The sequence below is a fragment of the Amycolatopsis sp. NPDC004747 genome (assembly GCF_053601335.1).
Genome location: NZ_JBSGBQ010000028.1, coordinates 25,945 through 47,208, shown reverse-complemented (window position 1 = coordinate 47,208; position 21,264 = coordinate 25,945). Strand labels below are relative to the sequence as shown.

General features: G+C 70.7%; 14 protein-coding genes and 2 tRNA genes. 8 read left to right on the top strand and 8 right to left on the bottom strand.

All coding sequences use genetic code 11. The features are described 5' to 3' along the window. The first annotated feature begins 32 nt into the window (after nt 1-32). Nucleotides 33-311, top strand: a complete 279-nt coding sequence (locus tag ACWEGE_RS35000) for a hypothetical protein (protein ID WP_449664756.1) — start codon at nt 33-35, stop codon at nt 309-311. An 18-nt stretch (nt 312-329) separates the two neighbouring features. Here ACWEGE_RS35000 and ACWEGE_RS34995 read toward each other — a convergent pair whose 3' ends face one another. The 3 genes from ACWEGE_RS34995 to ACWEGE_RS34985 all read right to left on the bottom strand — a co-directional run bounded on the left by ACWEGE_RS34995 (nt 330) and on the right by ACWEGE_RS34985 (nt 4,179). After that, a complete protein-coding gene (locus ACWEGE_RS34995; RefSeq protein ID WP_449664755.1) occupies nt 330-1,562 on the bottom strand; it encodes an aldehyde dehydrogenase family protein in 1,233 nt (410 codons plus the stop codon). A gap of 787 nt (nt 1,563-2,349) precedes the next feature. Next, nucleotides 2,350-3,135 carry a M50 family metallopeptidase gene (locus ACWEGE_RS34990; RefSeq protein WP_449664754.1) on the bottom strand — a complete coding sequence of 262 codons (786 nt, stop codon included), beginning with the start codon at nt 3,133-3,135 and terminating at the stop codon, nt 2,350-2,352. Between the two features lie 138 nt (nt 3,136-3,273). Continuing rightward, a complete protein-coding gene (locus tag ACWEGE_RS34985; RefSeq protein WP_449664753.1) occupies nt 3,274-4,179 on the bottom strand; it encodes a DNA-3-methyladenine glycosylase 2 in 906 nt (301 codons plus the stop codon). A gap of 153 nt (nt 4,180-4,332) precedes the next feature. Between ACWEGE_RS34985 and ACWEGE_RS34980 the strand changes: the two genes are divergently transcribed. From ACWEGE_RS34980 to ACWEGE_RS34970, 3 genes are all read left to right on the top strand, one after another. Beyond that, on the top strand, nt 4,333-5,082 hold the full coding sequence (locus ACWEGE_RS34980; RefSeq protein ID WP_449664752.1) for a class I SAM-dependent methyltransferase: 750 nt from the start codon (nt 4,333-4,335) through the stop codon (nt 5,080-5,082). 39 nt (nt 5,083-5,121) lie between these two features. Further along, complete coding sequence (locus ACWEGE_RS34975; protein WP_449664751.1) at nt 5,122-6,444, top strand: M20 family metallopeptidase; 1,323 nt, start codon at nt 5,122-5,124, stop codon at nt 6,442-6,444. A gap of 98 nt (nt 6,445-6,542) precedes the next feature. After that, nucleotides 6,543-7,565, top strand: coding sequence for a S1C family serine protease (locus ACWEGE_RS34970; protein ID WP_449664750.1), 1,023 nt, complete (start codon nt 6,543-6,545; stop codon nt 7,563-7,565). A gap of 113 nt (nt 7,566-7,678) precedes the next feature. Here the strand turns inward: ACWEGE_RS34970 and ACWEGE_RS34965 are convergent, their stop codons facing one another. Together ACWEGE_RS34965 and ACWEGE_RS34960 are read right to left on the bottom strand one after the other, a co-directional pair. Then, nucleotides 7,679-8,056, bottom strand: a complete 378-nt coding sequence (locus ACWEGE_RS34965; protein WP_449664749.1) for a DUF3224 domain-containing protein — start codon at nt 8,054-8,056, stop codon at nt 7,679-7,681. A gap of 65 nt (nt 8,057-8,121) precedes the next feature. Further along, nucleotides 8,122-9,654 carry a helicase HerA-like domain-containing protein gene (locus tag ACWEGE_RS34960; protein WP_449664748.1) on the bottom strand — a complete coding sequence of 511 codons (1,533 nt, stop codon included), beginning with the start codon at nt 9,652-9,654 and terminating at the stop codon, nt 8,122-8,124. Between the two features lie 102 nt (nt 9,655-9,756). On the opposite strand from ACWEGE_RS34960, the gene orn reads away from it, so the two are divergent. The 3 genes from orn (at nt 9,757) to proP (ending at nt 12,042) form a co-directional block, all read left to right on the top strand. Beyond that, entirely contained in the window at nt 9,757-10,365 is a 609-nt protein-coding gene (gene orn, locus ACWEGE_RS34955) for an oligoribonuclease (RefSeq protein ID WP_449664747.1), read from the top strand. Between the two features lie 76 nt (nt 10,366-10,441). Next, nucleotides 10,442-10,517: transfer RNA gene (locus ACWEGE_RS34950), tRNA-His, on the top strand. 118 nt (nt 10,518-10,635) lie between these two features. Then, a complete protein-coding gene (proP, locus tag ACWEGE_RS34945) occupies nt 10,636-12,042 on the top strand; it encodes a glycine betaine/L-proline transporter ProP (RefSeq protein ID WP_449664746.1) in 1,407 nt (468 codons plus the stop codon). Here the strand turns inward: proP and ACWEGE_RS34940 are convergent. Next, complete coding sequence (locus ACWEGE_RS34940; protein WP_449664745.1) at nt 12,039-13,220, bottom strand: L,D-transpeptidase; 1,182 nt, start codon at nt 13,218-13,220, stop codon at nt 12,039-12,041. The two genes, proP and ACWEGE_RS34940, sit on opposite strands and share 4 nt — an antisense overlap. Before the next feature lie 175 nt (nt 13,221-13,395). On the opposite strand from ACWEGE_RS34940, the gene ACWEGE_RS34935 reads away from it, so the two are divergent. Next, nucleotides 13,396-13,468: transfer RNA gene (locus tag ACWEGE_RS34935), tRNA-Lys, on the top strand. Nucleotides 13,469-14,309: 841 nt separating this feature from the next. Here ACWEGE_RS34935 and ACWEGE_RS34930 read toward each other — a convergent pair. Both ACWEGE_RS34930 and ACWEGE_RS34925 read right to left on the bottom strand, forming a co-directional pair. Further along, nucleotides 14,310-14,705: a hypothetical protein gene (locus ACWEGE_RS34930; RefSeq protein ID WP_449664744.1), complete on the bottom strand. Its 396-nt coding sequence runs from the start codon at nt 14,703-14,705 to the stop codon at nt 14,310-14,312. A 31-nt stretch (nt 14,706-14,736) separates the two neighbouring features. Beyond that, nucleotides 14,737-20,964: a PA14 domain-containing protein gene (locus tag ACWEGE_RS34925; RefSeq protein ID WP_449664743.1), complete on the bottom strand. Its 6,228-nt coding sequence runs from the start codon at nt 20,962-20,964 to the stop codon at nt 14,737-14,739. Between the last annotated feature and the right edge of the window lie 300 nt (nt 20,965-21,264).

The window sequence follows — 21,264 nt, the reverse complement described above, 5'->3', positions numbered from 1 at the left end:
GGTCTCCGCGTCCTACGACGTATCCCCCTGTCGTGCCCATTCCCCCGGAGCTGCCCAACATGACCACGCGAGGCTGGTACAAGGAGCGGACGCTCACCACGGTCGACACCGTCGGCCGGGAAGTGTCGGTGACGACCGGGCTCACCCGCGACCCCGAAGGCCGCCTGGTCGCGGCGATCGCGATCAGCGACGGACCGACGGCGATCTACCGGTATTCCAGCGACGCCGACGAGCGGACCGAGCTGGTCACCAACGCCGCGGAGACGGTCAAGGAGCTCCGCAAGCTGGCCGGCGTCCCGCCGACGCGCTGACCCGGTTTTCCGGCCGGTTCAGGCGGGCAGGACGGCGTACTGGCGGACGTAGAGGTCGGTGTAGGTCACCGGGCCACGGGGCCCGGGGACCTTGTCGAGGTTGATGCCGGTTTCCGGGACGGCGAGCAGCTTGAAGCCGTCGAGGAGCCGGGTCGGGGCGTTCCAGAAGACGCCGGTGCCGGTGTAGCCGTCGAAGAAGGCGTCGGCGGCCGACTCGTCCTCGGTGGTGATGCCCGCCGCCAGGCCGGAGGTGCGCTCATTGGCGATCTCGACGGCGTCGGAGAGCGAGCCGACCTTGGCGACGGTGACGGTCGCTTCGCGCTCGGAGTCCAGCGCCCACTCGTAGCCGATGGCGTGCTCGTGCGGGGCCAGCGACGGCGTGACCCCGCGCTCGGCGAGCGCGTCCGAGATCGCCGGCCAGGCGTCGTCGTGGATGTCCTCGTGGATGAGCAGCAGGTTCAGCCGGTTGCAGACGCCCAGCCGGTCGAGGCTGGCGTACACGAGGTCCCGCGCCTTGGTGACGTCCGCCCCGCGGTCGACGTAGAGGACACCGCCGCCATCGGCGTGGGCGAGGGTGCGCACGCCGTGGACGGCCGCTTCGGCGGCCAGGGCGCGGGTGCTGTCCCCGCTGCCGCGCAGGATCACCAGCGGCACGAGGCCGGGGAGCCGCACGAGCGCGGACGCGGCCTCGCGCTCCACGCGCGGCACGAGCTGGACGCAGTCGGCGTCGATGCCCGCTTCCGCGAGCGCCGGCGCGATGACGACCTCCCGCAGCCGCTGGGCCGAGCCGAGCGCGGCCGAGCCGGTGCGCAGCACGCCGGCGTTGCGCGACTTGACCAGCTGGGAGGCCACGTCGACGGTGACGTTCGGCCGCGCCTCGTAGTTCGCACCGATGACCCCGACCGGCCGCCGCCGTTCGACCAGCCGCAGGCCGCCGTCCAGGGTGGACACGTCGACGGACCGCTCCTGGTGCGGCGCGCCGGCGAGCAGCCGCAGCTGTTCGGCCATGCCGGTGAGCCGCTCCGGAGTGATGGTGAGCCGGTCGAGCAGGCCGGCGCTCATCCCGTCGGCCTTGGCCCGCTCGACGTCGGCTTGGTTCGCCTCGAGGATCTCGGACCGGTGCGCGAGCAGCCGCTCGGCCATCCCGCTCAGCGCGGCGTCGACGGCTTGGGCGCTCGCGGCAGCCAGCGACGGAGCAGCCAGCTTCGCCGCCCGTGCGCACTCCTCGACAGCCTTGGCGACCTCGTCCATCGTTACGTCTCCCTCTCCGCGCGGACCACCAGTTTGCCGCATGCGCCGCCGGGAGCGGCCAGGGGCTCCACCGCCGGTCACCGCGGTGCCGGGGTGCTCGCGCGCCCGCGCGGGAGGCCGTGGCTCGCGACCGGGGCGAGGTGGCACGCACCCACGCCGGACGCGTGACTCCCGACCGATGACCGCGGAGGCTGACCCGCCCGCGCCAGGCTCCCGACCGGTGTCGGGGTACTGCCGCGCCCGCGCCGGGACTCCCGACCGTGGCCAGGGTGGCGCGCATCCACGCCGAACGCGCGACTCCCGACCGATGACCGCGGACGTTGACCCGCCCGCGCCAGGCTCCCAACCGGTGTCGGGGTACTGCCGCGCCCGCGCGGGAGGCCGTGGTTTGCGACCGGGGCCAGGGGTGGTCGCGCGCCCGCGCCGGACGCGTGACTCCCGACCGATGACCGCGGAGGTTGAACCGCCCGCGCCAGGCTCCCGACCGGTGTCGGGGTGCTGCCGCGCCCGCGCCGGGGCTTCCGACCGGGGCCGAGGCGGCGCGCACCCGCACCGAACGCGTGACTCCCGACCGGTGACCGCGGACGTTAACCCGCCCGCGCCAGCCTCCCGAGGCCGCCGGCCGCGCCGGAGGCCGTGGCTCGCGACCGGGGCCGAGGTGGCACGCACCCTCGCCGGACGCGTGACTCCCGACCGGTGACCGCGGACGTTAACCCGCGCGCACCAGACCCCGAGGCCGGGCGGCCGCGCCAAGGGTCCCGTTGCCGGGCGGCCACGGGCGCCGCGGTTACTTGGCCACCGGCTCCAGGAGCCACAGCGAACCCGCGATCAGGCAGCTGATCGTGGCCACCGCGAAGACCAGGACCCACAGCACCGGCGGGACCGCCGTGAGGCGGCCCAGCTGGTCGGCGTCGGAGTCGCGGGCCTGGCCTCGGCGCCGCTTGATCTGGAGCTCGGCCACCGGCCGGATGCCCCCGAACAGCAGGAACCACGTCACCAGGTAGCTGAACGGCGCCTGCAGCTCGACCGGCGCGACGAACGCGATCAGCGCCAGCACCGCCGCACTGGCGACGACCGTGAACACCCCGTAGGCGTTGCGGACCATCACCAGCACGCCGAGCAGCAGCAGCGCGATCAGGACCAGCACCGTGCCGACCAGGTCGGCGCCCAGCAGGCCGGCGAACAGCAGCCCCAGCACCGACGGCGCCAGGTACCCGGCCATCGCCGTGAACGCCATGCCCGGCCCCTCGGGCTTGCCGCGCGAGACGGTGACGCCCGAGGTGTCCGAGTGCAGCTTGATGCCCTGCAGACGGCGTCCGACCAGCACCGCGGCCAGCGCGTGGCCGGCCTCGTGCACCATCGTCACGACGTTGCGCGCCCGGCGCCACGCCGTCCCGCCGACCAGCACCACCAGCAGGGCCACACCGCCGGCGACCAGGGTGATCACCGCGGGGGTCTGGGCCTGTTCGAGCAGCGAACCGGCCGGCGAGGTGTCAGCGGCGGCGGCCGCGCGGAAGGCCGACAGGGCGTCACCGGACTGGCCGCCTGGTGCGAGGGGAACGGGCGAGCTCACCCGGACACCTCACCACAGGCGATATCTGGCTACTGTGAGTCCCCACCGCTGTCCGCATCGCGGCTTCCGGTATCGGGTCGTAGCGATCTCCTTTCCGTGTTCGGAACCGCAGGGCAGTCGGGACGCGGGCCGGTCAGGTCATCGCGACTCCCGCATCCGGGCCTCGCCCTCGACCCGGAACAGGAACGACACCCAGCTCCGGAACGGCGCCCAGGCCTCCGCGATCTCCGCCAGCTCCGCGGCTCCCGCGTCCGGGAGGTGGTACGCGTCGCGCATGATCTCGTGGAGGCGGGTTTCGCCGCGGGGGAAGACGTCCGGGTGACCCGCGCCGCGGATCAGGATCAGCTCCGCGCTGAACCGGCCGACGCCCGGCAGCAGCTGCAGGTGCTTGAGCGCCTCCTCGGCCGGCATCGCCCGCAGCGCCGCCGCGTCCAGCATTCCCTCGGCCGCCGCCTCGGCGATGGCGCGCAGGCGCGGCAGCTTCGGGCCCGGCAGCCCCGGCTGGTACTCCACCTTCGCCAGCGCGGCCGGCGCCGGGAACGTCCTCAGCCTGCTGCCGCCCACGTCGACCTCGGCGCCGTAGCGCTCGGTCAGGCGACGGCGCAGCCGGACCGCCTGCGTCATCCAGATCCGGTGGCTCAGCACGGCCCAGCACGCCGCCTCGTACGGCGAAGCGAACAGGACCGGACGCAGGCCCGGGTGCAGCGCCTGCAGCAGCGAAACCACCGGATCGTGGGCGCCGGCCGCCGGGAACGCCGTGCCGTCGACGTCCAGGGAGCACATCCGCCGCACCTGCGCCACGACGGCTTCGGTGTGTTCGGGCGGGCCGTGGACCTCCACCGCGAGCTCCCCCGGCGATCTCTGCCGCAGCACCGCTCCCACCGGCGTCCACGCGCCCTCGAGCGCGAACGCCACCCGCAACGCGCCCGGCTCGGAATCCGGCTGCCCGGCAGGGGCGAAGCCGGTCAGGAAGCGGGCGGCCGCGGCCAGGTCGAACTCGCCGTGCACCGCGATCTCGCCGCAGGGACGGGAAATCGTCGTCATCTGTCCTCCTCGGATCGGACCGGAACCTTGCCCGCGACGTTAGGGAGGGGGTCCGACAATTCCGGGGGTCGAACGCCTGAGCCCGGATTTGTTCACTCGATCGAGTGGCCGGGAAGTTGGCATACTGCCGGTATCCGAAGTCGAGGAGAACCCGTGCCGACCAGCGCATCCGACCGCCTCGCGTCCCTGCTCGGGACACCGGCCGTAGCGGAAGACGGCTATCTCGACCTGCTCGGCGCCGCGGCCCAGGCCGGCCCGCCGACCGGGCTCACGCAGCGCCTGATGCGCACGACCCTGCTCCCGCGGGTCTACGAGCACTACTGGCGCCCTGCACTCGGTCGTGCGCTCAAGGGCCCGTCCGGACCGAGCATGGCGGGCGAAGTCCGGCTCGCCGGGGACCTCCTCCGGCTCGAACCGGGCGACACGGTGCTCGACGTCGCCTGCGGAACCGGCCGATTCACCCGCGCGTTCGGCGCGGCCGTCGGTCCGGGCGGGCTGGCGATCGGGCTCGACGGCGCCCGCACCATGCTCGCCAAGGCCGTCGCCGAAGGCGGCCCGGACACCGTCGCCTACCTGCGCGCCGACGCCGTGCACCTGCCGCTGAAGCCGTCCACAGTGGACGCCGTCTGCTGCTTCGCCGCGCTGCACATGTTCGCCGAGCCGGAGACCGCGCTGGACTCCTTCGTGCGCGTGCTGAAGCCCGGCGGCCGGATCGTGCTGCTGACGAGCGCTCGCCGCAACTGGCAACCCGCGCGCCTGCTCGAGACGGCAGGCGGGATCGTGAGCGGGCAGAAGACGTTCGACCGCGGCGAAATCGCGGCGAACCTGCGCGCTCGTGGCTGCACCGAGATCACCGAGCGGTACGCCGGTGTCACGCAGATCGTCGCGGGCCGGCTCGGCTGACCGCCGCGGATTGTCGGGGGTGCCGGTTAGCATCGCCCCATGACCCACGCCGAACCCGTCCCGCCCGACGACAGCTACCTGCGTTCCCTGGTCGAGGCCACCGCCGACGCCGTCGCGGCCGCCGAACCGCTGCCCTCGCCGCACGCCGGCGCGGACGAGGCGACGCGGGCCGAAGTGACCGCCGCGGTCGAACGCAGCTCACCCGATCTGGTGGCGTTGAGCCAAGATCTGCACGCCCACCCCGAGGAGGGCTTCGCCGAGCACCGGTCGGTGCGCGCGCTGGCCGAGCTGCTGCGGCGCCACGGCCACGAGGCCACGGTCGGCGTCGGCGGGCTCGACACCGCGCTGCGCGTCGGCACCCCGCAACGAGACGGCCCGCACATCGCCGTCCTCGCCGAATACGACGCGCTGCCGGGGCTCGGCCACGCCTGCGGCCACAACGTCATCTGCACCACCGCCGCGGGCGGCTTCCTCGGCGCCGCCACCGTCGCCGAACGGCTCGGCGGCCGCGTCAGCCTGATCGGCACGCCCGCCGAGGAAGGCGGGGGCGGCAAGGAGATCCTCGCCCGCGCCGGGGTGTTCGACGACGTCGACGCGGTGATCATGCTGCACCCGTTCAGCCACGACATCGCGCTGCACCCGTTCCTCGGCCGGCGTCAGCTGGAGATGGTCTTCCACGGCGTCGGCGCCCACGCGAGCGCCCAGCCCTTCATGGGCCGCAACGCGCTCGACGCCGCCGTCGCCGCGTACCAAGGCGTCTCGGCGCTGCGCCAGCAGCTCCCGCAGAGCGACCGCGTCCACGGCGTGTTCACCGACGGCGGTGCCCGGCCCAACGTCATCCCGGCCCGCGCCGCGCTGCTGTTCTACCTCCGGTCCCAGACCCCGGAGACGCTGCGCGACCTCGCCGCCCGGATGACGTCGATCGCCGAAGGCGCCGCGGCGATGACCGGCTGCGGCGTCGAGCTGACCTGGGACGCCCAGGCCGCCTACCTGCCGATCCGGTTCAACACGGCGCTGGCCGGGCGCTGGACGGCCAACCAGGTGATCACCGGCCGCAAGCCGCTCCCGCCGGGCATCGTGCCGGAGTCGCTGACCGGCTCCACCGACCTGGGCAACCTGTCGTACCGGATGCCGGCCCTGCACCCCATGCTCGCCGTCTCGGGTCCGACGGTGGCGTTGCACACCAAGGAATTCGCGGCCGCGGCCGGCTCGGAGACCGGTGACGCGGGCGTCCGCGACGGCGCGCTGGGCCTGGCCCTGACCGCCGCCGACTACCTCGGCGACGCCGAGCTGAGGCAGGCGGTGCACGACGAGTTCGAAGCGGCGGGAGGTGCCCTCGACGTACCGTCGTTCTTCGCCTGACGCCTGAGGATTACCTGAATTTTCTCAGCTGATTCTTCTCAGCAAAGCCTGAGGTATTTCCACAGGTTGTTCACAAGCGCGGGCGCGAACCTTGTCCCATGACCGAGAACGAGAGTCGGCCCGGCCCCGCCTCAACCGGTGGGCACCAGCCGCACCAGAGCACCCAGCAGTACGGGCCGTACGCGCAGTACGCCTACCAGCAGCAGGCCGCGCCGAACCCTCTGTTCACCCCGCAGCCGCCGCACCAGCAGGCGCCGGAGGCCCTGAAGGCCAAGCCGCGCAGGGGCGGTCGCGTCGCGATGATCGTCAGCGCGACCGCGCTCGGTGCCGCGCTGGTCGGCGGGGTCGGCGGCGCGGCGATCGTCGGGCTCACGACGAACTCGGCCGGCGGCGCGACGACGTCGGTGACCACGCCGGCGGCGAACGGGCAGCCGGTCTCGAACTCGACCTCCGGCGACGTCAGCGCCGTCGCGGCGAAGGTGACGCCGAGCGTCGTCCAGATCAACGTCACGACCGACCAGGGCGAGGCCATCGGCTCCGGCGTCGTCCTCACCTCGGACGGCCGGATCCTGACCAACGCGCACGTCGTCAACGGCGCTCAGAACGTCGTCATCACCACGTCCGACGGCAAGAAGTACCAGGCCGGCGTGGTCGGCGCGGACACCAAGGCGGACATCGCGGTGGTCCAGGCGAAGAACGCCAGTGGCCTGACCGCGGCGAGCCTCGGCGACTCGAGCAAGCTCGTCGTCGGCCAGTCGGTGGTCGCGATCGGCTCGCCCGGCGGCCTGCAGAACACCGTCACCACGGGCATCGTCAGCGCGCTGAACCGGAACCTGTCCGACATCGGGCAGGGCGAGCAGCAGCAGCGCTCGCCGTTCAGCCGCACGTCGAACCAGAGCGAGGACTCGCCCAGCTACACCGCCATCCAGACCGACGCGGCGATCAACCAGGGCAACTCCGGCGGCGCGCTGGTCGACGCCCAGGGCAACGTGATCGGCATCAACTCGGCGCTGTACAGCCCGAGCGCTTCGGCCAACGGGGCGGCGGGCAGCGTCGGGATCGGGTTCGCCATCCCGATCAACGACGCCAAGAAGATCGTCGACCAGATCGTGAACAACTAGGACGCGGACGGGCCGTGGTCGGGGCGGCCCGTCCCCCGCTTCGGGGAGCGGGAGAACACGCGAAGGCCGTTTCGAGAGTCAATCGGGGGCTCTCGAAGCGGCCTTCGCGCTGCTCAAAGCGTGTAACTGAGGGTGAAGTGGTGGTTCTTCCCCTCGTCGATCCCGATGCTCGCCGTCCCGCTGATCCCGGCGAGTTCGCCGAAGCCCGAGCCGGCGAGGATCTTCAGCGTCAGGCCGGAGTCGTCGGCCGTGTGGTGCAGGACGAAGCCGCCCTTGCGCCCGTCGACTGAGACCTCGAGACGCTCGAAGGCGACGTACGCGCGCGAAGTCGCGTTGGACGCCGAAAGCAGCTCGACGGTGCTGGTCCCCTCGACCGCGCCGGTGAACGTCTTGGCGATCGCCACCCGGGCGAACTCGGTGCCCGCGGCCTCGTCGGTCGCCTGCGGCTCCCACTTGTCGACGACGAACGACGCGGTGGCAGTGCTGGTCATGACTGGTTTCCTTTCGAAGGTGGCGCCAGCCTGCCAGCCATACCGGACAGCTTGCGTCAGGTATTTCAGCGCCGCCGGTTGCCGAACAGCCCGCGCGTGATCTCCCGGCCCAGCGCGCTCGCCGCGGACCGCATGAACGACTTCACGGCCGGGTTCTTCATCGCGGATTCGAGGAAACCCGGCTCGTCCTTCTCGGGCGCAGGTGCCGGCGTCTCGGGAGCGGGCGCGGCCTCCGGCGGGGGCGCGGCGGCGACCTTCGCGGCCAGCTTCTCGTAGGCCGACTCCCGGTCGATCGTCTCGGCGTACTTCGCGTGCAGGTCAGACGAGGACACCGCGGCGGCGACGGCCTCGTCCCCGATCGAGCCCATCTTCGACCGCGGCGCCCGCAGCCGCGTCCACGCCACCGGCGTCGGCGCACCCCGTTCCGACAGCACGGTGACCACGGCCTCGCCGATGCCCAGCGACGTCAACGCCGTGTCCAGCTCGTAGAACTTCGTCTTCGGGTAGGTCTTCACCGTCTTGGCCAGCGCCGCCTGGTCGTCCGGGGTGAACGCCCGCAGCGCGTGCTGGATCCGCGCGCCGAGCTGCGAAAGCACGGCGTTCGGGACGTCCGTGGGCAGCTGCGTGCAGAAGAACACGCCGACGCCCTTCGACCGGATCAGCTTCACGGTCTGCTCGATGCGCTCGAGGAACGCCTTCGACGCGTCGTTGAAGAGCAGGTGGGCCTCGTCGAAGAAGAACACGAGCTTCGGCTTGTCGAGGTCACCCTCCTCGGGCAGCTCTTCGAAGAGCTCGGCGAGCAGCCACATCAGGAACGTCGAGAACAACGCGGGCTTGGCCTGCAGGTTGTCCAGCTCCAGGAGCGTGACGACGCCCAGCTCGCCGGCCTGCCGCATGAGGTCGTGCACGTCCAGCTCGGGCTCGCCGAAGAAGTCCTCGCCGCCCTGGGCCTCCAGATTGGACAGCGCACGCAGGATCACCCCGGCCGTCGCGGCCGAGACGCCACCGATCCCCTTGAGGTCCTCCTTGCCCTCGTCGCTGGTCAGGTGCGTGATCACCGACCGGAGGTCCTTCGTGTCCAGCAGCGCGAGGCCGCGCTGGTCGGCCCAGTGGAAGATCAGCCCGAGCGTCGACTCCTGCGTCTCGTTCAGCCCCAGCACCTTCGACAGCAGCACCGGCCCGAAGCTCGTGATCGTCGCCCGGATCGGCGACCCCTTGCCGCCGGTGCCGAGCGACAGGAACTGCACCGGGAACGCCGTGCCCGCCCAGTCGTCGCCGAGCTCCTGCGCACGCTTGGTGACCTTGTCGTTCGCCTCGCCGGCCGCGGCCAGCCCGGACAGATCGCCCTTGACGTCGGCGAGCACCACCGGCACCCCGGCCGCGGACAGCTGCTCCGAGATCAGCTGCAACGTCTTCGTCTTGCCCGTCCCGGTCGCGCCGGCGACCAGCCCGTGCCGGTTGAGCGTCGCCAACGGCAGGCGCACGGCCGCCGCCGCGTCCACCTGCCCGTCGAGCACCACCGCGCCCAGCTCCAGCGCGGCACCCTCACTCGCATAACCAGCGGCGATCTCACTCGCCGGCGACCCCTGCTCGGTCACTCTCAGCTCCCCGATCATGTGTCCTGGACCACACCGGGAGCGTAACGCGCCGTACGCGCAGGTAACGCCCTTCACATCCCCGTGTCGGGTTAGGGTCACCAGGTGACCGACCGCCTAGTCTGGATCGACTGCGAAATGACGGGGCTCGACCTCGGCAAGGAAGCGTTGATCGAAATCGCCGCCCTCGTCACCGACGCGGAGCTGAACGTGCTCGGTGAAGGAGTCGACATCGTCATCCACGCCGACGAGGAAAAGCTCGCCGGGATGCCCGAAGTCGTCCGCGAGATGCACGCCCACTCCGGCCTCACCGAAGAAGTCCGCCGCTCCACGGTGACGCTCGAAGAAGCCGAACGCCGCGTCCTCGACTACCTCCGCGAGCACGTCCCCGAGCCGGGCACGGCACCCCTCGCCGGCAACTCCATCGCCACCGACCGCGGCTTCATCGCCCGCGACATGCCCGCCCTCGACGCCCACCTGCACTATCGGATGGTCGACGTCTCCTCCGTCAAGGAGCTCGTGCGGCGCTGGTACCCGCGCATCTACTACGCCAAGCCCGAGAAGGGGCTCGCCCACCGCGCGCTCGCCGACATCCGCGAATCCATCGGCGAACTCGACTACTACCGGCGGGTCGCCTTCGTCCCGCAGCCCGGCCCCACCAGCGACGAAGCCAAGGCCGCGGCCGCTGAAGTGCAGGAACACCACCAGAGGTGACCCCCTGAAAGGCGGTCGAGGGCACCCGCTACGATTACTGCAAGCGAGGTGATCGCAAGCGGATCCCTCGGCGATGGTGGGCGTAGCTCAGCTGGTAGAGCACCTGGTTGTGGTCCAGGAGGTCGCGGGTTCGAAACCCGTCGCTCACCCCATCACCCCAGTTTGGATCTTCGGTCCGAGCTGGGGTTTTTGCGTTCCACCGTTCGTGGTAACCCTCACGACCGGATGGCTCAGCGTGCGAGCGGCCGGATGCCGGTGCACGGTGTTCTGGTGGCACGTTCAGCACCGAAGATCCGGAGTCGCAAGAAGAAGCTGCGGTACGAGGACATCACCGTCGTCGACCAGTCGTTGCTCAAGCGGGCGGTGGGGGCCGCCGCGCTCGGCAATGCCATGGAGTGGTTCGACTTCGGCGTGTACGCCTACATCGCCGACACCATCGCCGAGGTGTTCTTCCCGCCCACCGTGTCTCCCGGCGTCCGGCTGATCGGGACCTTCGGGGCCTTCACCGCCGCCTTTCTGATGCGGCCGCTCGGCGGCCTCGTCTTCGGGCCGCTCGGGGACCGGATCGGGCGGCAGAAGGTGCTCGCCGTCACCATGATCATGATGGCCATCGGGACCCTGTGCATCGGGCTGATCCCGTCGTACAGCTCGATCGGCGTCTGGTCGCCCGTCCTCCTGGTGCTGGCGCGGATGGTGCAGGGGTTCTCCACTGGCGGCGAGTACGGCGGCGCCACCACCTTCATCGCCGAGTACTCACCCGACAAGCGGCGGGGCTTCATGGGGTCCTGGCTGGAGTTCGGGACGCTGTCCGGGTACGTGCTGGGCGCGTCCGTCGTCACCGGGATGAAGGCCTGGGTGCCGCACGAGACGTTGCTCGACTGGGGGTGGCGGGTGCCGTTCCTGGTCGCCGGGCCGCTCGGCATCATCGGGCTCTACATGCGGCTCAAGCTGGAGGAGACGCCCGCCTTCCAGAAGCACGCCGAGGAGGCCGAGAAGCGGGGACGCTCCGGCGAGCCGTTCTGGAAGATGTTCACCGAGTACTGGCCCGCGCTGCTCATCTGCGTCGGCCTGGTGCTCGTGTTCAACGTCACCGACTACATGCTGCTGTCGTACATGCCGACGTACCTGTCCGAGCAGCTGCACCTCGACGCCACCCACGGCCTGCTGCTGATCATCGTCGTCATGGTCGTGATGATGCTGATCATCCTGGTCGGCGGGCGGATCACCGACCACGTCGGCCGCAAGCCCGTGATGATGGCCGGCTGCCTCGGGTTCCTCGTGCTGTCCTGGCCGCTGATGCTGCTCGTGCACGACGGCGGCCTCGTCCTCACCTTCCTCGGGCTGATGGGGCTCGGCCTGCTCCTGCTCTGCTTCGAGGTGTCGATGCCCGCGGCGCTGCCCGCGCTGTTCCCGACCGCGATCCGGTACGGCGCGCTGTCGATCGCGTTCAACATCTCGGTGTCGCTCTTCGGCGGCACCACCCCGCTGGTGATGCAGTCGCTGATCTCCACCACCGGCCACGACTTCTGGCCGGCTTGGTACCTGATGGCGGCGGGCGCGATCGGCGCCGTCGCGGTGTACTTCAGCCGCGAGACGGCGAACGAGCCGCTGTGGGGCTCGGGACCCGCGGTGTCCACCGAGGCCGAGGCGCGGGAGCTGGTGCGCGACTCGGGCTAGTTGGCCGCCGTCCGCCACTCGTCCCAGGACAGCTGCCAGAAGCTCCAGCCGTCGGTCGGCTCGAGCTTCGGGCCGCCGCTGTTCTGCACCGTGACGATGTCGCCCTTCTTGGACGTGTCCATCAGCCACTTCGTGTTCTCGGTGGACAGGTTCAGGCAGCCGTGACTGACGTTGCTGTGCCCCTGCTGCCGCACCGACCACGGCGCGGAGTGGTAGAAGATGCCGCTCCAGGACAGGCGGACCGCGTACTGGACGAAGGTGCTGTAGCCGCCGGGCGCGTCTTCGGGCACGCCGTAGGTGGCGGAGTTCATCGTGTAGCCGTTGTGCTCGCTCATGACGGTGTAGGTGCCCCGCGGCGTGTTGTGGCCGGGCTTGCCCATGGAGGTCGGCATGGTCTTGACCTCCTTGTCGTTGATCGTGACGGTCATCTGGTGGGTCTGCCCGTCGGCGACGGCGACGAGCTTGTCGCCGACGGTGGCAGTGGCGCCCTTGTCCTCCCGGCCGTAGCTGCCACCGCCGAGCGGCTTGCCGTAGACGGCGGCGTCGACCTTGATCTTGGTGCCGCTCTTCCAGTAGTCCTTCGGCCGCCAGGTGACCTGCTTGTCGCCGAACCAGCGGAAGGCGCCCTCGGTGGCCGGCTCCGCGGTGACCTTCAGCGCCTTCTCGGCCGCGGCCTTGTCGGTGACGTTGCCGGTGAAGGTGAAGATCAGCGGCATCCCGACGCCGACGGTCTCGCCGTCGACGAGGTTGACCGAGACGTCGAGCTGCCGGGCGGGCTTGACGGTGCTGAAGGCCGACTCCGACGTCACCGGCTTGCCGTCCGTGCCGGTGGCGGTCGCGGTCAGCTTGTAGGACTTGTTGTAGCCGAGCGGCTCGGCGGAGTCCCACCCGGAGCCGTCGGCCCGCGCCTTGCCGGCGACGACCTTGCCATCGGCACTGGTGAGCGTGACGGCGCCCACCTTCCCGTCCTGGACGACGACGCTGACCGGCTCCCCGGGCGCGACGTCCTTGGCGTCCTTGGCCGGCGTGAGCGCCAGCACGGCGGGCTTCGGCGCGGGTTTGGGAGCACTGGCGCTCGGAGTGGACGTCGCCCGCGGCGGTTCACCCGAAGGGTTACTACTGCACCCGCCCACGGTGAGGCCGATCACCCCGGCGGCCACCAGCAGCCGCACCGTCATACCCCGCATGCCCACCCGCCCGTTTCGCCGTCAATGTCCGGCTACAGTGTGCCCGACCAGCCCCGACACCGGGGCAGCAACGCCGAAACCGGGTTGGGGGACCCCCCTGAAACCGGGCCCGGAGAGGGGTGCTAATCTTTTCCACGTCGCCGAGGGAAGCCTCCGGCAGACACCGGCGCCATTAGCTCAATTGGCAGAGCAGCTGGCTCTTAACCAGCGGGTTCGGGGTTCGAGTCCCTGATGGCGCACCTCCAGAGTATCGAAGCCCATCTGCGGGTTCCTCCATCGTGAGGATTCAGCGGGTGGGCTTTGATCGTGTGTGGGGTCTGACGAGGCAGCGCTTGCCGGCCGGGTTCTTCTTTTTCGGCCGCCGCTTCCTTCCTTCGGCGGCGCGGTAAGCCAGGCAGGGCAGGACGCTGGTGTAGGTGTCGGCTGTGAGCACGATGCCGGAGCGCCCGAGCGTCACCTGCGGCCACCGACAGGCTCGCGGCGCCTCCGCGACTGACCGCCTGAAGGTGTGCGTCACCTGCCCCGGGCGTAACGGGCCCGCCGTACCGGTTGGTGAACAGGTCTCACCCCAGCCGCCCGGCACGTTGGGTCGCCCCCGCGGCCGCGGGGCGAGTTCGCCTTCGGAGACCCGACACTTCGAGCGAGCGGGATGCCACCATCGACACCTCGACCCGGCTCACGGCCTATCGGGTCGAGGCTGAACGACTGGTTCGCGAGTCCGATCTGGACATCCATCGGCACCGGCAGCAGATCGAGGACGACGGCCTGGCGGGATTCGAGGACGCCGGGTTGCTGACGGCGCCCGACCGCCGGATCAGCGGTGCGATGACCCCGTTCAGTCGGCATCGCCGAGTCGGACGAGCATCGGCGACGACGGTGGATTTGCCCAACTGGTGGATCAGCGCTGGTGGATCGCCGACGGAGAGCGCGGTCGAAGCCTGCGCGCGCCCTACCTTGCCAGAGATATCCACGACAAGACTGACCCGCCGCCCACAGCGCCAGTGGGCGGAAAGTCCACGGCGAAGGTGGCCACCAGCCGGCGGTTGTGCCGGGCCGGCGGCCACCTGGACGGTCCTTCGGTCAGACCACCGTGGCCTTCAGCTCCACCGCGTAGAACTCGACCTCGAACGTCGTCGTGGAAACGGTGAAGCCCGATCGGCCTGTGTCGGCGGCGGTCCAATGGCCGATGCCGAAGAGGAGGGCGTGCCCGTAGCCCGGGTCGACGCCGGTGGGCAGGTACGGCTCGATGCGGATTACCTCGACCTCGCCGAACTCCAGCGAGATCGTGCGGCCGTCACCCGGTCGCTCGGACACGAAGTCGAACGCGATCGCCATGTGCCGCTCGCCGGGGGTGAACCTGATGCAGCCGATGTGTGCTTCGTTGCGCAGGTCGATGTCACCGATGCCGGCCACGGTGAAGTCGATCTGGCCGGAGACGTGACCGAACGGCTGAACCCCGGTAAACCTCACCGTCATCCGCGCTTCTCCCCTGACTTCGTCGTGGTCGTCACCGCAGGTGCCGGTAGACCCGGGCGAGGTCGCGCCACCGCATGCTCGAAACCGGCCCGTTCTTCCCCCGCCCGCTCGGCGCGCGGTGGTTGTGCGACTGCGTGAACTTGTGCGGTGTCGGAATCCACTTCTTCACCGTCTTCTCGTAGTGTGCCTTACCCGCCAGGTCGTATTTCGTCCACCCGCGGGAATGGGCGATCTCCACGCGGTGCTTCGTCCCGTTCATCGTCTTGGCCATCCACTTGCCGACCCGCGCCTTCGCCGCGTAGTTGACCTTGGGTGCGACCTTGGCGACGAACTTCGCCGCCTTGTACGCGCCCACGGCCAGTGCTCCGACGCCGGCCGTGATCGCGCCCAAGCCGTACATGATGGCCGCGCCCCAGTTGCCCTGGATGGCGTTGCCGACCGCGGCGACGCCGCTGGCGACCGCCCCGATCGGCCCCGGCAGGTTGGAGACGACCTCGGCCACCTTGGTGACCACCGAGACGATCGAGCTGAACCACGAGTTGCCGTCGAGGTCGGTGGCGTTGATCGGGTCGCCGGCCACGTAGTCGTAGTCGTTCGCCGAGCCACCTTCGACCGGGTCGACCGAAAGGAACCGGCCGAGCAGCGGGCTGTACGGCCGGGCCCCCATCTGGACCAGCGACAGGCCGCCGGTGTGCTCGTAGGCCCGCTGGTGCTCGCCGAGCCAGCCGTAGTCCATCGAGCCCGGCGAGTTGTCCGGCACGTTCTGGGTGTCGACCGCGCCCGAGGCGGCCAGTGGCTGGCCGTACGGGTCGAACGTGCGCAGCTCGCCGGCCTGGTGGCCGGCCGCGTCGGTGGACAGCACCAGGTCGCCGCGCACCGACGGGTGGTCGAACGACGGGGTGAACGCGCCGTCCGAACCCACCTTCGACGTGTACAGCACCCCGCCCGGCAGCGTCAGCGTCAGCGTGGTGAGCCGGCCGTCGGCGTTCAGCGTGAGATCCGCGCTGTCCCCGTCGCCGGTGTAGCCGTAGCGCACGACGGTGTTGTTGTCGCAGTCGCGCGGGTCACGCCGGACGATGCGGTTGGTGGCGTCCCGCGTGTAGGCGATGTCCGCCGGAGCCGCCCCGGTGGTCCGGGCACCGATGTTGCGGTCGGACCCGTCCCACGCCAGCGTCGTCGTGCTGCCGCCGGCCGCGGTCCAGCCCTTGGTGTTGCCGTCCGCGTCGTAGGTGAACCCGGACAACGCGGTGGCGCCCTCGGTGGACAACAGCCGGTCCGCCGCGTCGTAGCAGTACCGGGTTTCCGCCGTACCGGCGGCGGTTTCGTCCAGCAGCCGCATCCGGTTGCCGTTCAGCCCGGCGTTCGCCTGGGTGCCCGCCGGGCACGTCGCCGACGCCGCCGACGTGAAGTCGTAGGTGTAGTGGTGCCCGGCCACGTACGCCTCGGTCAGCCGGCCGACGCCGTCGTAGACGTAGTTCGGCGCGTTCGGGCGGGCGTCCGTGCCGGCGAGGGACTCGTCGACGATCGTGCCCGCGGCCGTGCGGCCGACCTTCGACACGACGTCCTTGCCGTCACTGGTCTTCCACCCCAGCGAGAGCAGCCGGGCACCGTTGTCCTTGGTGATCGACGCGAGCGACGTGCCGTTGCCGTAGGTGACCGAGGCGAGTTCGCCCGCGTTGTCGTAACCGACCGTCGCGACAACCTGGTCATTGAGCTTCTGGGTGAGCACCCGCCCGGCGTCGTCGTAGGTGAACGACACCGTGCGCGGCGGGTCCGCCGGGTCCGGCGGTGTCACCGTCGACGACGCCACCCGGCCGACCTGGTCGTAGCTCGTGCTGGTGCGCACACCGTTGACGTCGGTGTAGGCCACAACGCGGCCGAGCAGGTCGCTGACCGTGGTGACGGTGCCCTTGTCGTCGCTGACCGACGCCGTGAGCGGGTCGCCGCCGACCGCGTAGTCGTGCGTCACCGTCCGCGCCGGAGCGTCCTGGCTCGCGGGCACCTTCTCCCGCACCGGCCGGTCACGGCTGTCGTAGGTGGTGCACGTCCAGTCGCCGCCGGTCGCCTCGGCGACCACCCGCCCCGACGCGTCGTAGACCTGCTCGTCGACCCGCGCCGGGCCCGCCGCGGGCGCCGTCGAAGTGGTCAGCTTGGCCAGGCCGCCCTGGTTGACCGCGGCACTGCCCGGATCGCACGGGTTGCTGCGGCTTTCGTTGCCGCCGTAGTAGGCGTAGGTGGTGCGGGCGCCGGTGGCCATGGTCTTGCCGGTCCGGCGCAGGTAGCCCGTGCCCGGCGGCTCGTACGAAACCGAGCCCGCGACCTTCAGCCCGGTCGGGTTGGCCAGACCGGAGGTCGCCACGCCGTAGACGGGGTCGAGGCCGTTCTCGCCGAACTTGGTCGTGCCGGTCTTGTCCGCGACACCGTCGGATTCCGACGCCGTCGTCGACGTCTTCAGCCCGTAGCGCGGTCGCAGCTGCGTACCGGGCACCGGCTGCTGGGTGCCCGACGGCGTGGTCCAGTGCAGCTCCAGCTGGGCGGTCAGGTCGAATTCGTAGTAGTCGACGCGGATCCGCTTGGCCTGCCCGGCCGTGTCGGCGTGCACGACGCCTTGGCGCCACTTCGGCGTCGTGTTGATCCAGTCGTCGATGACCAGCTGGTCGTCGACCCAGACCCGCACCCCGTCGTCGGCCAGCAGCCGCAGGGTGTAGTCGCCGGCCGCCGGGAAGGCGATGTCCCCGGTGGCGCGCAGCGAGAAGTGGTCCGCGGGCAGATCGGTGGCGGGTGCGTCGCTGTTCCAGTTCTTCACGAACGAACCGTCGGCTGTGCCGAGCCCGGTCGTGAAGACCTTCGGCGAGCCGGACAGCTTGTCGTTGTCGTACCACGACACGGCCAGGCCGTTGATGCCCTCGTCGTAGCCGTTGTGGCCGTGGGCCATGCCGCCGGGGCAGGTGCCGCTGGGCAGCTGCCCGGTGAAGCAGGACGCGGGCGCCGGGCCGTAGGAGTCGACCGGGCGGTCGGCGTAGTCGTACACCGTGGTGGCCTTGCGGCCCGCCGGGTCCGTGGTGGCCAGCGGCAGGTCCTTGGGTCCCCACTCCTGCGTCGAGACGCGGCCTGCGCTGTCCGTTGTGGACAGTGCCCGGTCGGCCTCGTCGTAGGTCACCTTGCCGGAGAACCCGACGGCGGGCGAAAGCCCCGCGGTGTCCACGTAGGTCGTGCGGTTGGCCGGGTCGTAGCGGTAGCCGGTGGCCTCGCGGGGCTTGCCGACCGTGGCGACCGCCAAGCTGACGTTGGTGGCCTTCGGCTTGGCGCCGGTGTCGTAGGTGAGGACGGTGGTGGCCTGGTAGCCCTGGTCGGTGGAGCGGGTCGCCGGGTCCGCGGCGATCCAGTCGTTGGCCAGGCTGCCTCGCTGGCCGTTGAGCAGGCCCGCGGCGTTGTAGCCGTAGTCGGTGATCTCCGAGCCCGGGTCCTCGATTCGGCCGAGCAGACTGCCCCCGACGTACCACAGGCGGGTTTCGGTCCCGTCCCAGTAGGTGATGCGGCACAGCATCTGCGACGGCGGCAGCGCCACCGACCCCGCCGGCGGGGTGACACCGCCGTAGCAGTCGTCACCGGGACGGTTGTAGTGCAGCACGTGCGACCGGCCGGAGACCGGGTCCTTGATCTCCCGCAGCCGCGACGGCGTGCCGTCGTAGATGTACTGCAGCGCGGCGGGCTTCTTCGAATCGGTGCTCGCGGTCTGGCTTTCGAGCTTGCCGTCGGCGCGGAAGACGAACACGTCGCCGCCGTCGGTCAACGTGATCTTCCCGGCGGCATCGAGGCCCAGGAAGCCGTCTTCGTCCTGCGGCGGGGTGTAGCCGCCGGTGCTCTTCTTGGTCCAGGTGTGCTTGGCACCGGTGGCGTCGGTCAGGACGACGTTCTGGTCGGTGACCTTGGCTTCGGTGTAGCTCGAGCCGTCACCGTCCAGGTCCGCCGAGAGCCTCCAGCCCTGCGGCAGCACCGGCAGGTCCGAGGTGAACAACCAGTCGGCGGGGACGATCTGCGGGGCGACGGTGGTGTTGTCGGCGGTGCGGACGAACAACCGCATCTTCGCCGCGCCCATCGCCTCGGCGTTCTCCACCTTGATCGGCACCCGCTGCCCCGCGGTCAGCGACACATTCGTCGACTGCGTCCAGTTCAGGTCGCTCGCGTTGTTGACCTCGTAGACCTTGGCGCCGTTGATCCACACGGTGCCACCGTCGTCGTGCACCCCGGCGAACTGGTACGTCCCGGTCACCGGAGCCTGGAAGAAACCCTCCCAGCGAGCGACGAACCAGTCCGCGGGCAGCGCCGGAGCGAACGGCGAGTCGGTGCCCCAGTCGACGTTGACCTGCGGCTCGGTACGCACCAGCACCGGCTGCTGCGCGTCGTTGATGATCCCGTTGTGGCTCAGGTCGGAGAAGTAGGACGCCTTGAGCCCCTTGTTCTCCACCTGCTGCGAGTTGTACGTGAAGCTCAGGCCGGCGTTGCCGCCGACCGTGGTGAACGACGGCGTCTGCTCACTGGTCGATACGTTGCCGTTGGCCAGATTGACCGTGATGGGACCCGCGGTGTCCACCGGAGACGGACCGTGGTCGCCGATCCGCTGGTCGATCTTCAGATGCCCGATCCACGTCGGGGTGATCGTGGTGGCGCCGCTGTAGGTCATCGCCTGCCACGTGTAGGCGACCCCGTCCTGCAACACCCCCGCCGGCACCGTCCACGTCGGAGTCGTCAGGCAGCCGGACTCCACCACGACACCGGACTTGCCGTCCGCACCGGTGGCAATGCGGAAGCAGTACTTCACCGCATCGCCGTCCGGGTCGGTGACGGGAGCGACCGACAGCGTCGGCGTCAGCGACGTCGACACCGTGCCGTCCGCCGGGCCCACCAGCGTCGTCGCCGGAGCCGGGGAACCGGTGTCCACCGTCAGGGTGGCGTTGAGGTTCTTGTACGTCCACGTGCCTGCGTTCTCGGCACCGATCAGCATGAACGAGACGTTGCTGTCACGCGCGTTGACGCGCGCTCGCAGGAAGTCCGTGAAGGCCTGGCTGGAGAACGAACCCACGTCCCCCACCAGCGCACTGGCCAAGAACGGGCCGACACCGTTGAAGTCGTTGTTCGACGCGTGGTACAGGTTCGCGTTCCAGGTCTTCACCGACCCGACCACACTCGTGTTGCGGGTGACGTCCACGGTCGCGCCGACCACGGTCTTGCCCCACAACGGCGCATAGTCGAAGTGCGCCACCGACCGGTTGTAGGTGTCCCCCTTGGCCTGGCTGTTGCCGATCCGCAGACCGCAGTTCGTGCAGTTCGTGCCGTCCGAACGGTAGGCGAAGGAGTACTGGACCCCGAACGTCACGGTCGGGTCGACGACCACCGGGTACACCCGCTTGGGGTCGCGCAGCCAGTTCGGGTCGACCGCGACCGTCAGCCACCAGTCCGCGCCGGCCTTTTCCAGGGCGTAGGTGCCGCCAGTCATCGCCGGCGCCGTCACCCCGCCGCCCGCGGAATCCCACGTCTCGATCGGCGGCAGCACGAACTTCGCCGCACCGGACTTGTCGGCCAGGGTGACCGAGCCGTCGCCGTCCAGCTTCGGCGTCAGATCACCGGTGGTCAGCTTGAACTTCCACGACGACCGCCCATCCGACGGCGGCCGCTTGAGCTTGATGGACTCCTTCACCGCGCCCGGGGTGACCTCGTAGTCCAGGTCCGTGCCCGCGGCGACGTCGGAGTAGCTGACCGAGTCACCCTTCACCGCGGCCGCGGCCGGGGCCGCCTGGTCGAGGGTGAGCCCTGCGGTGTGGCCGCCGGACTCGACCCGCAGCACCGCGGCGTCGTCGGCCTTGGTCGCCAGCGACGGGCTCAGCGGGTGGTGGTCGGCGTCGGCGCGCTTGGTCGCCGGGTCGGTCGCGAGCGTGGTCTGGACCGGCTGCCACCGCCCCTGCTCGTCCTGGACGTTCAGCGGCTGGTTCGACTGCCGCACCGAACGGGTGCCATCGGGGTTGACGTACTCGGTGGTGAACATCGTCCGCGCCACCGGCGTCGAGCGCTGCGGGTCGAAGTGCGTCCCGGCGCCGCCGTCGAGCCGGCTCTGCGTGGCGAAATCCGCCTTCGACGGCGCCTGCGGCGCGACCGGCGCCCGTGACGCGGAGGACAGCAGCCCAACGTCACGGGGGTCGACCGGCGCCGGCCGGTGCGCCGGCGCGGCGACCGCCGCCACGCCGCCGGCGAGCAAGGTCATCGTGAGCGCGAGCACAACGGCTCTGACCCAACGAACCAGTTGGACAGGGCGCGACAATCGCAGCACGGCCAGTTCCTCCCCTGGCAACCCGGCACTCCGCCGCGGTTGCCCCCAATCGACCCCGCGGGCAGAGCTGCCGCCGCGGGTGGTGCCGGCAGCCGGCGCGCACTGCGCGGACTGCCCGGGGTGGGGAATCTTCCCTCACCCCGCACCCTGCATCGGCGGAACCTCACACAGCCGTTACACAGCTCGAAGGAGACGAACAGCACGCTTGCCAACCGGCCTCCGCTCCAGTAGGGC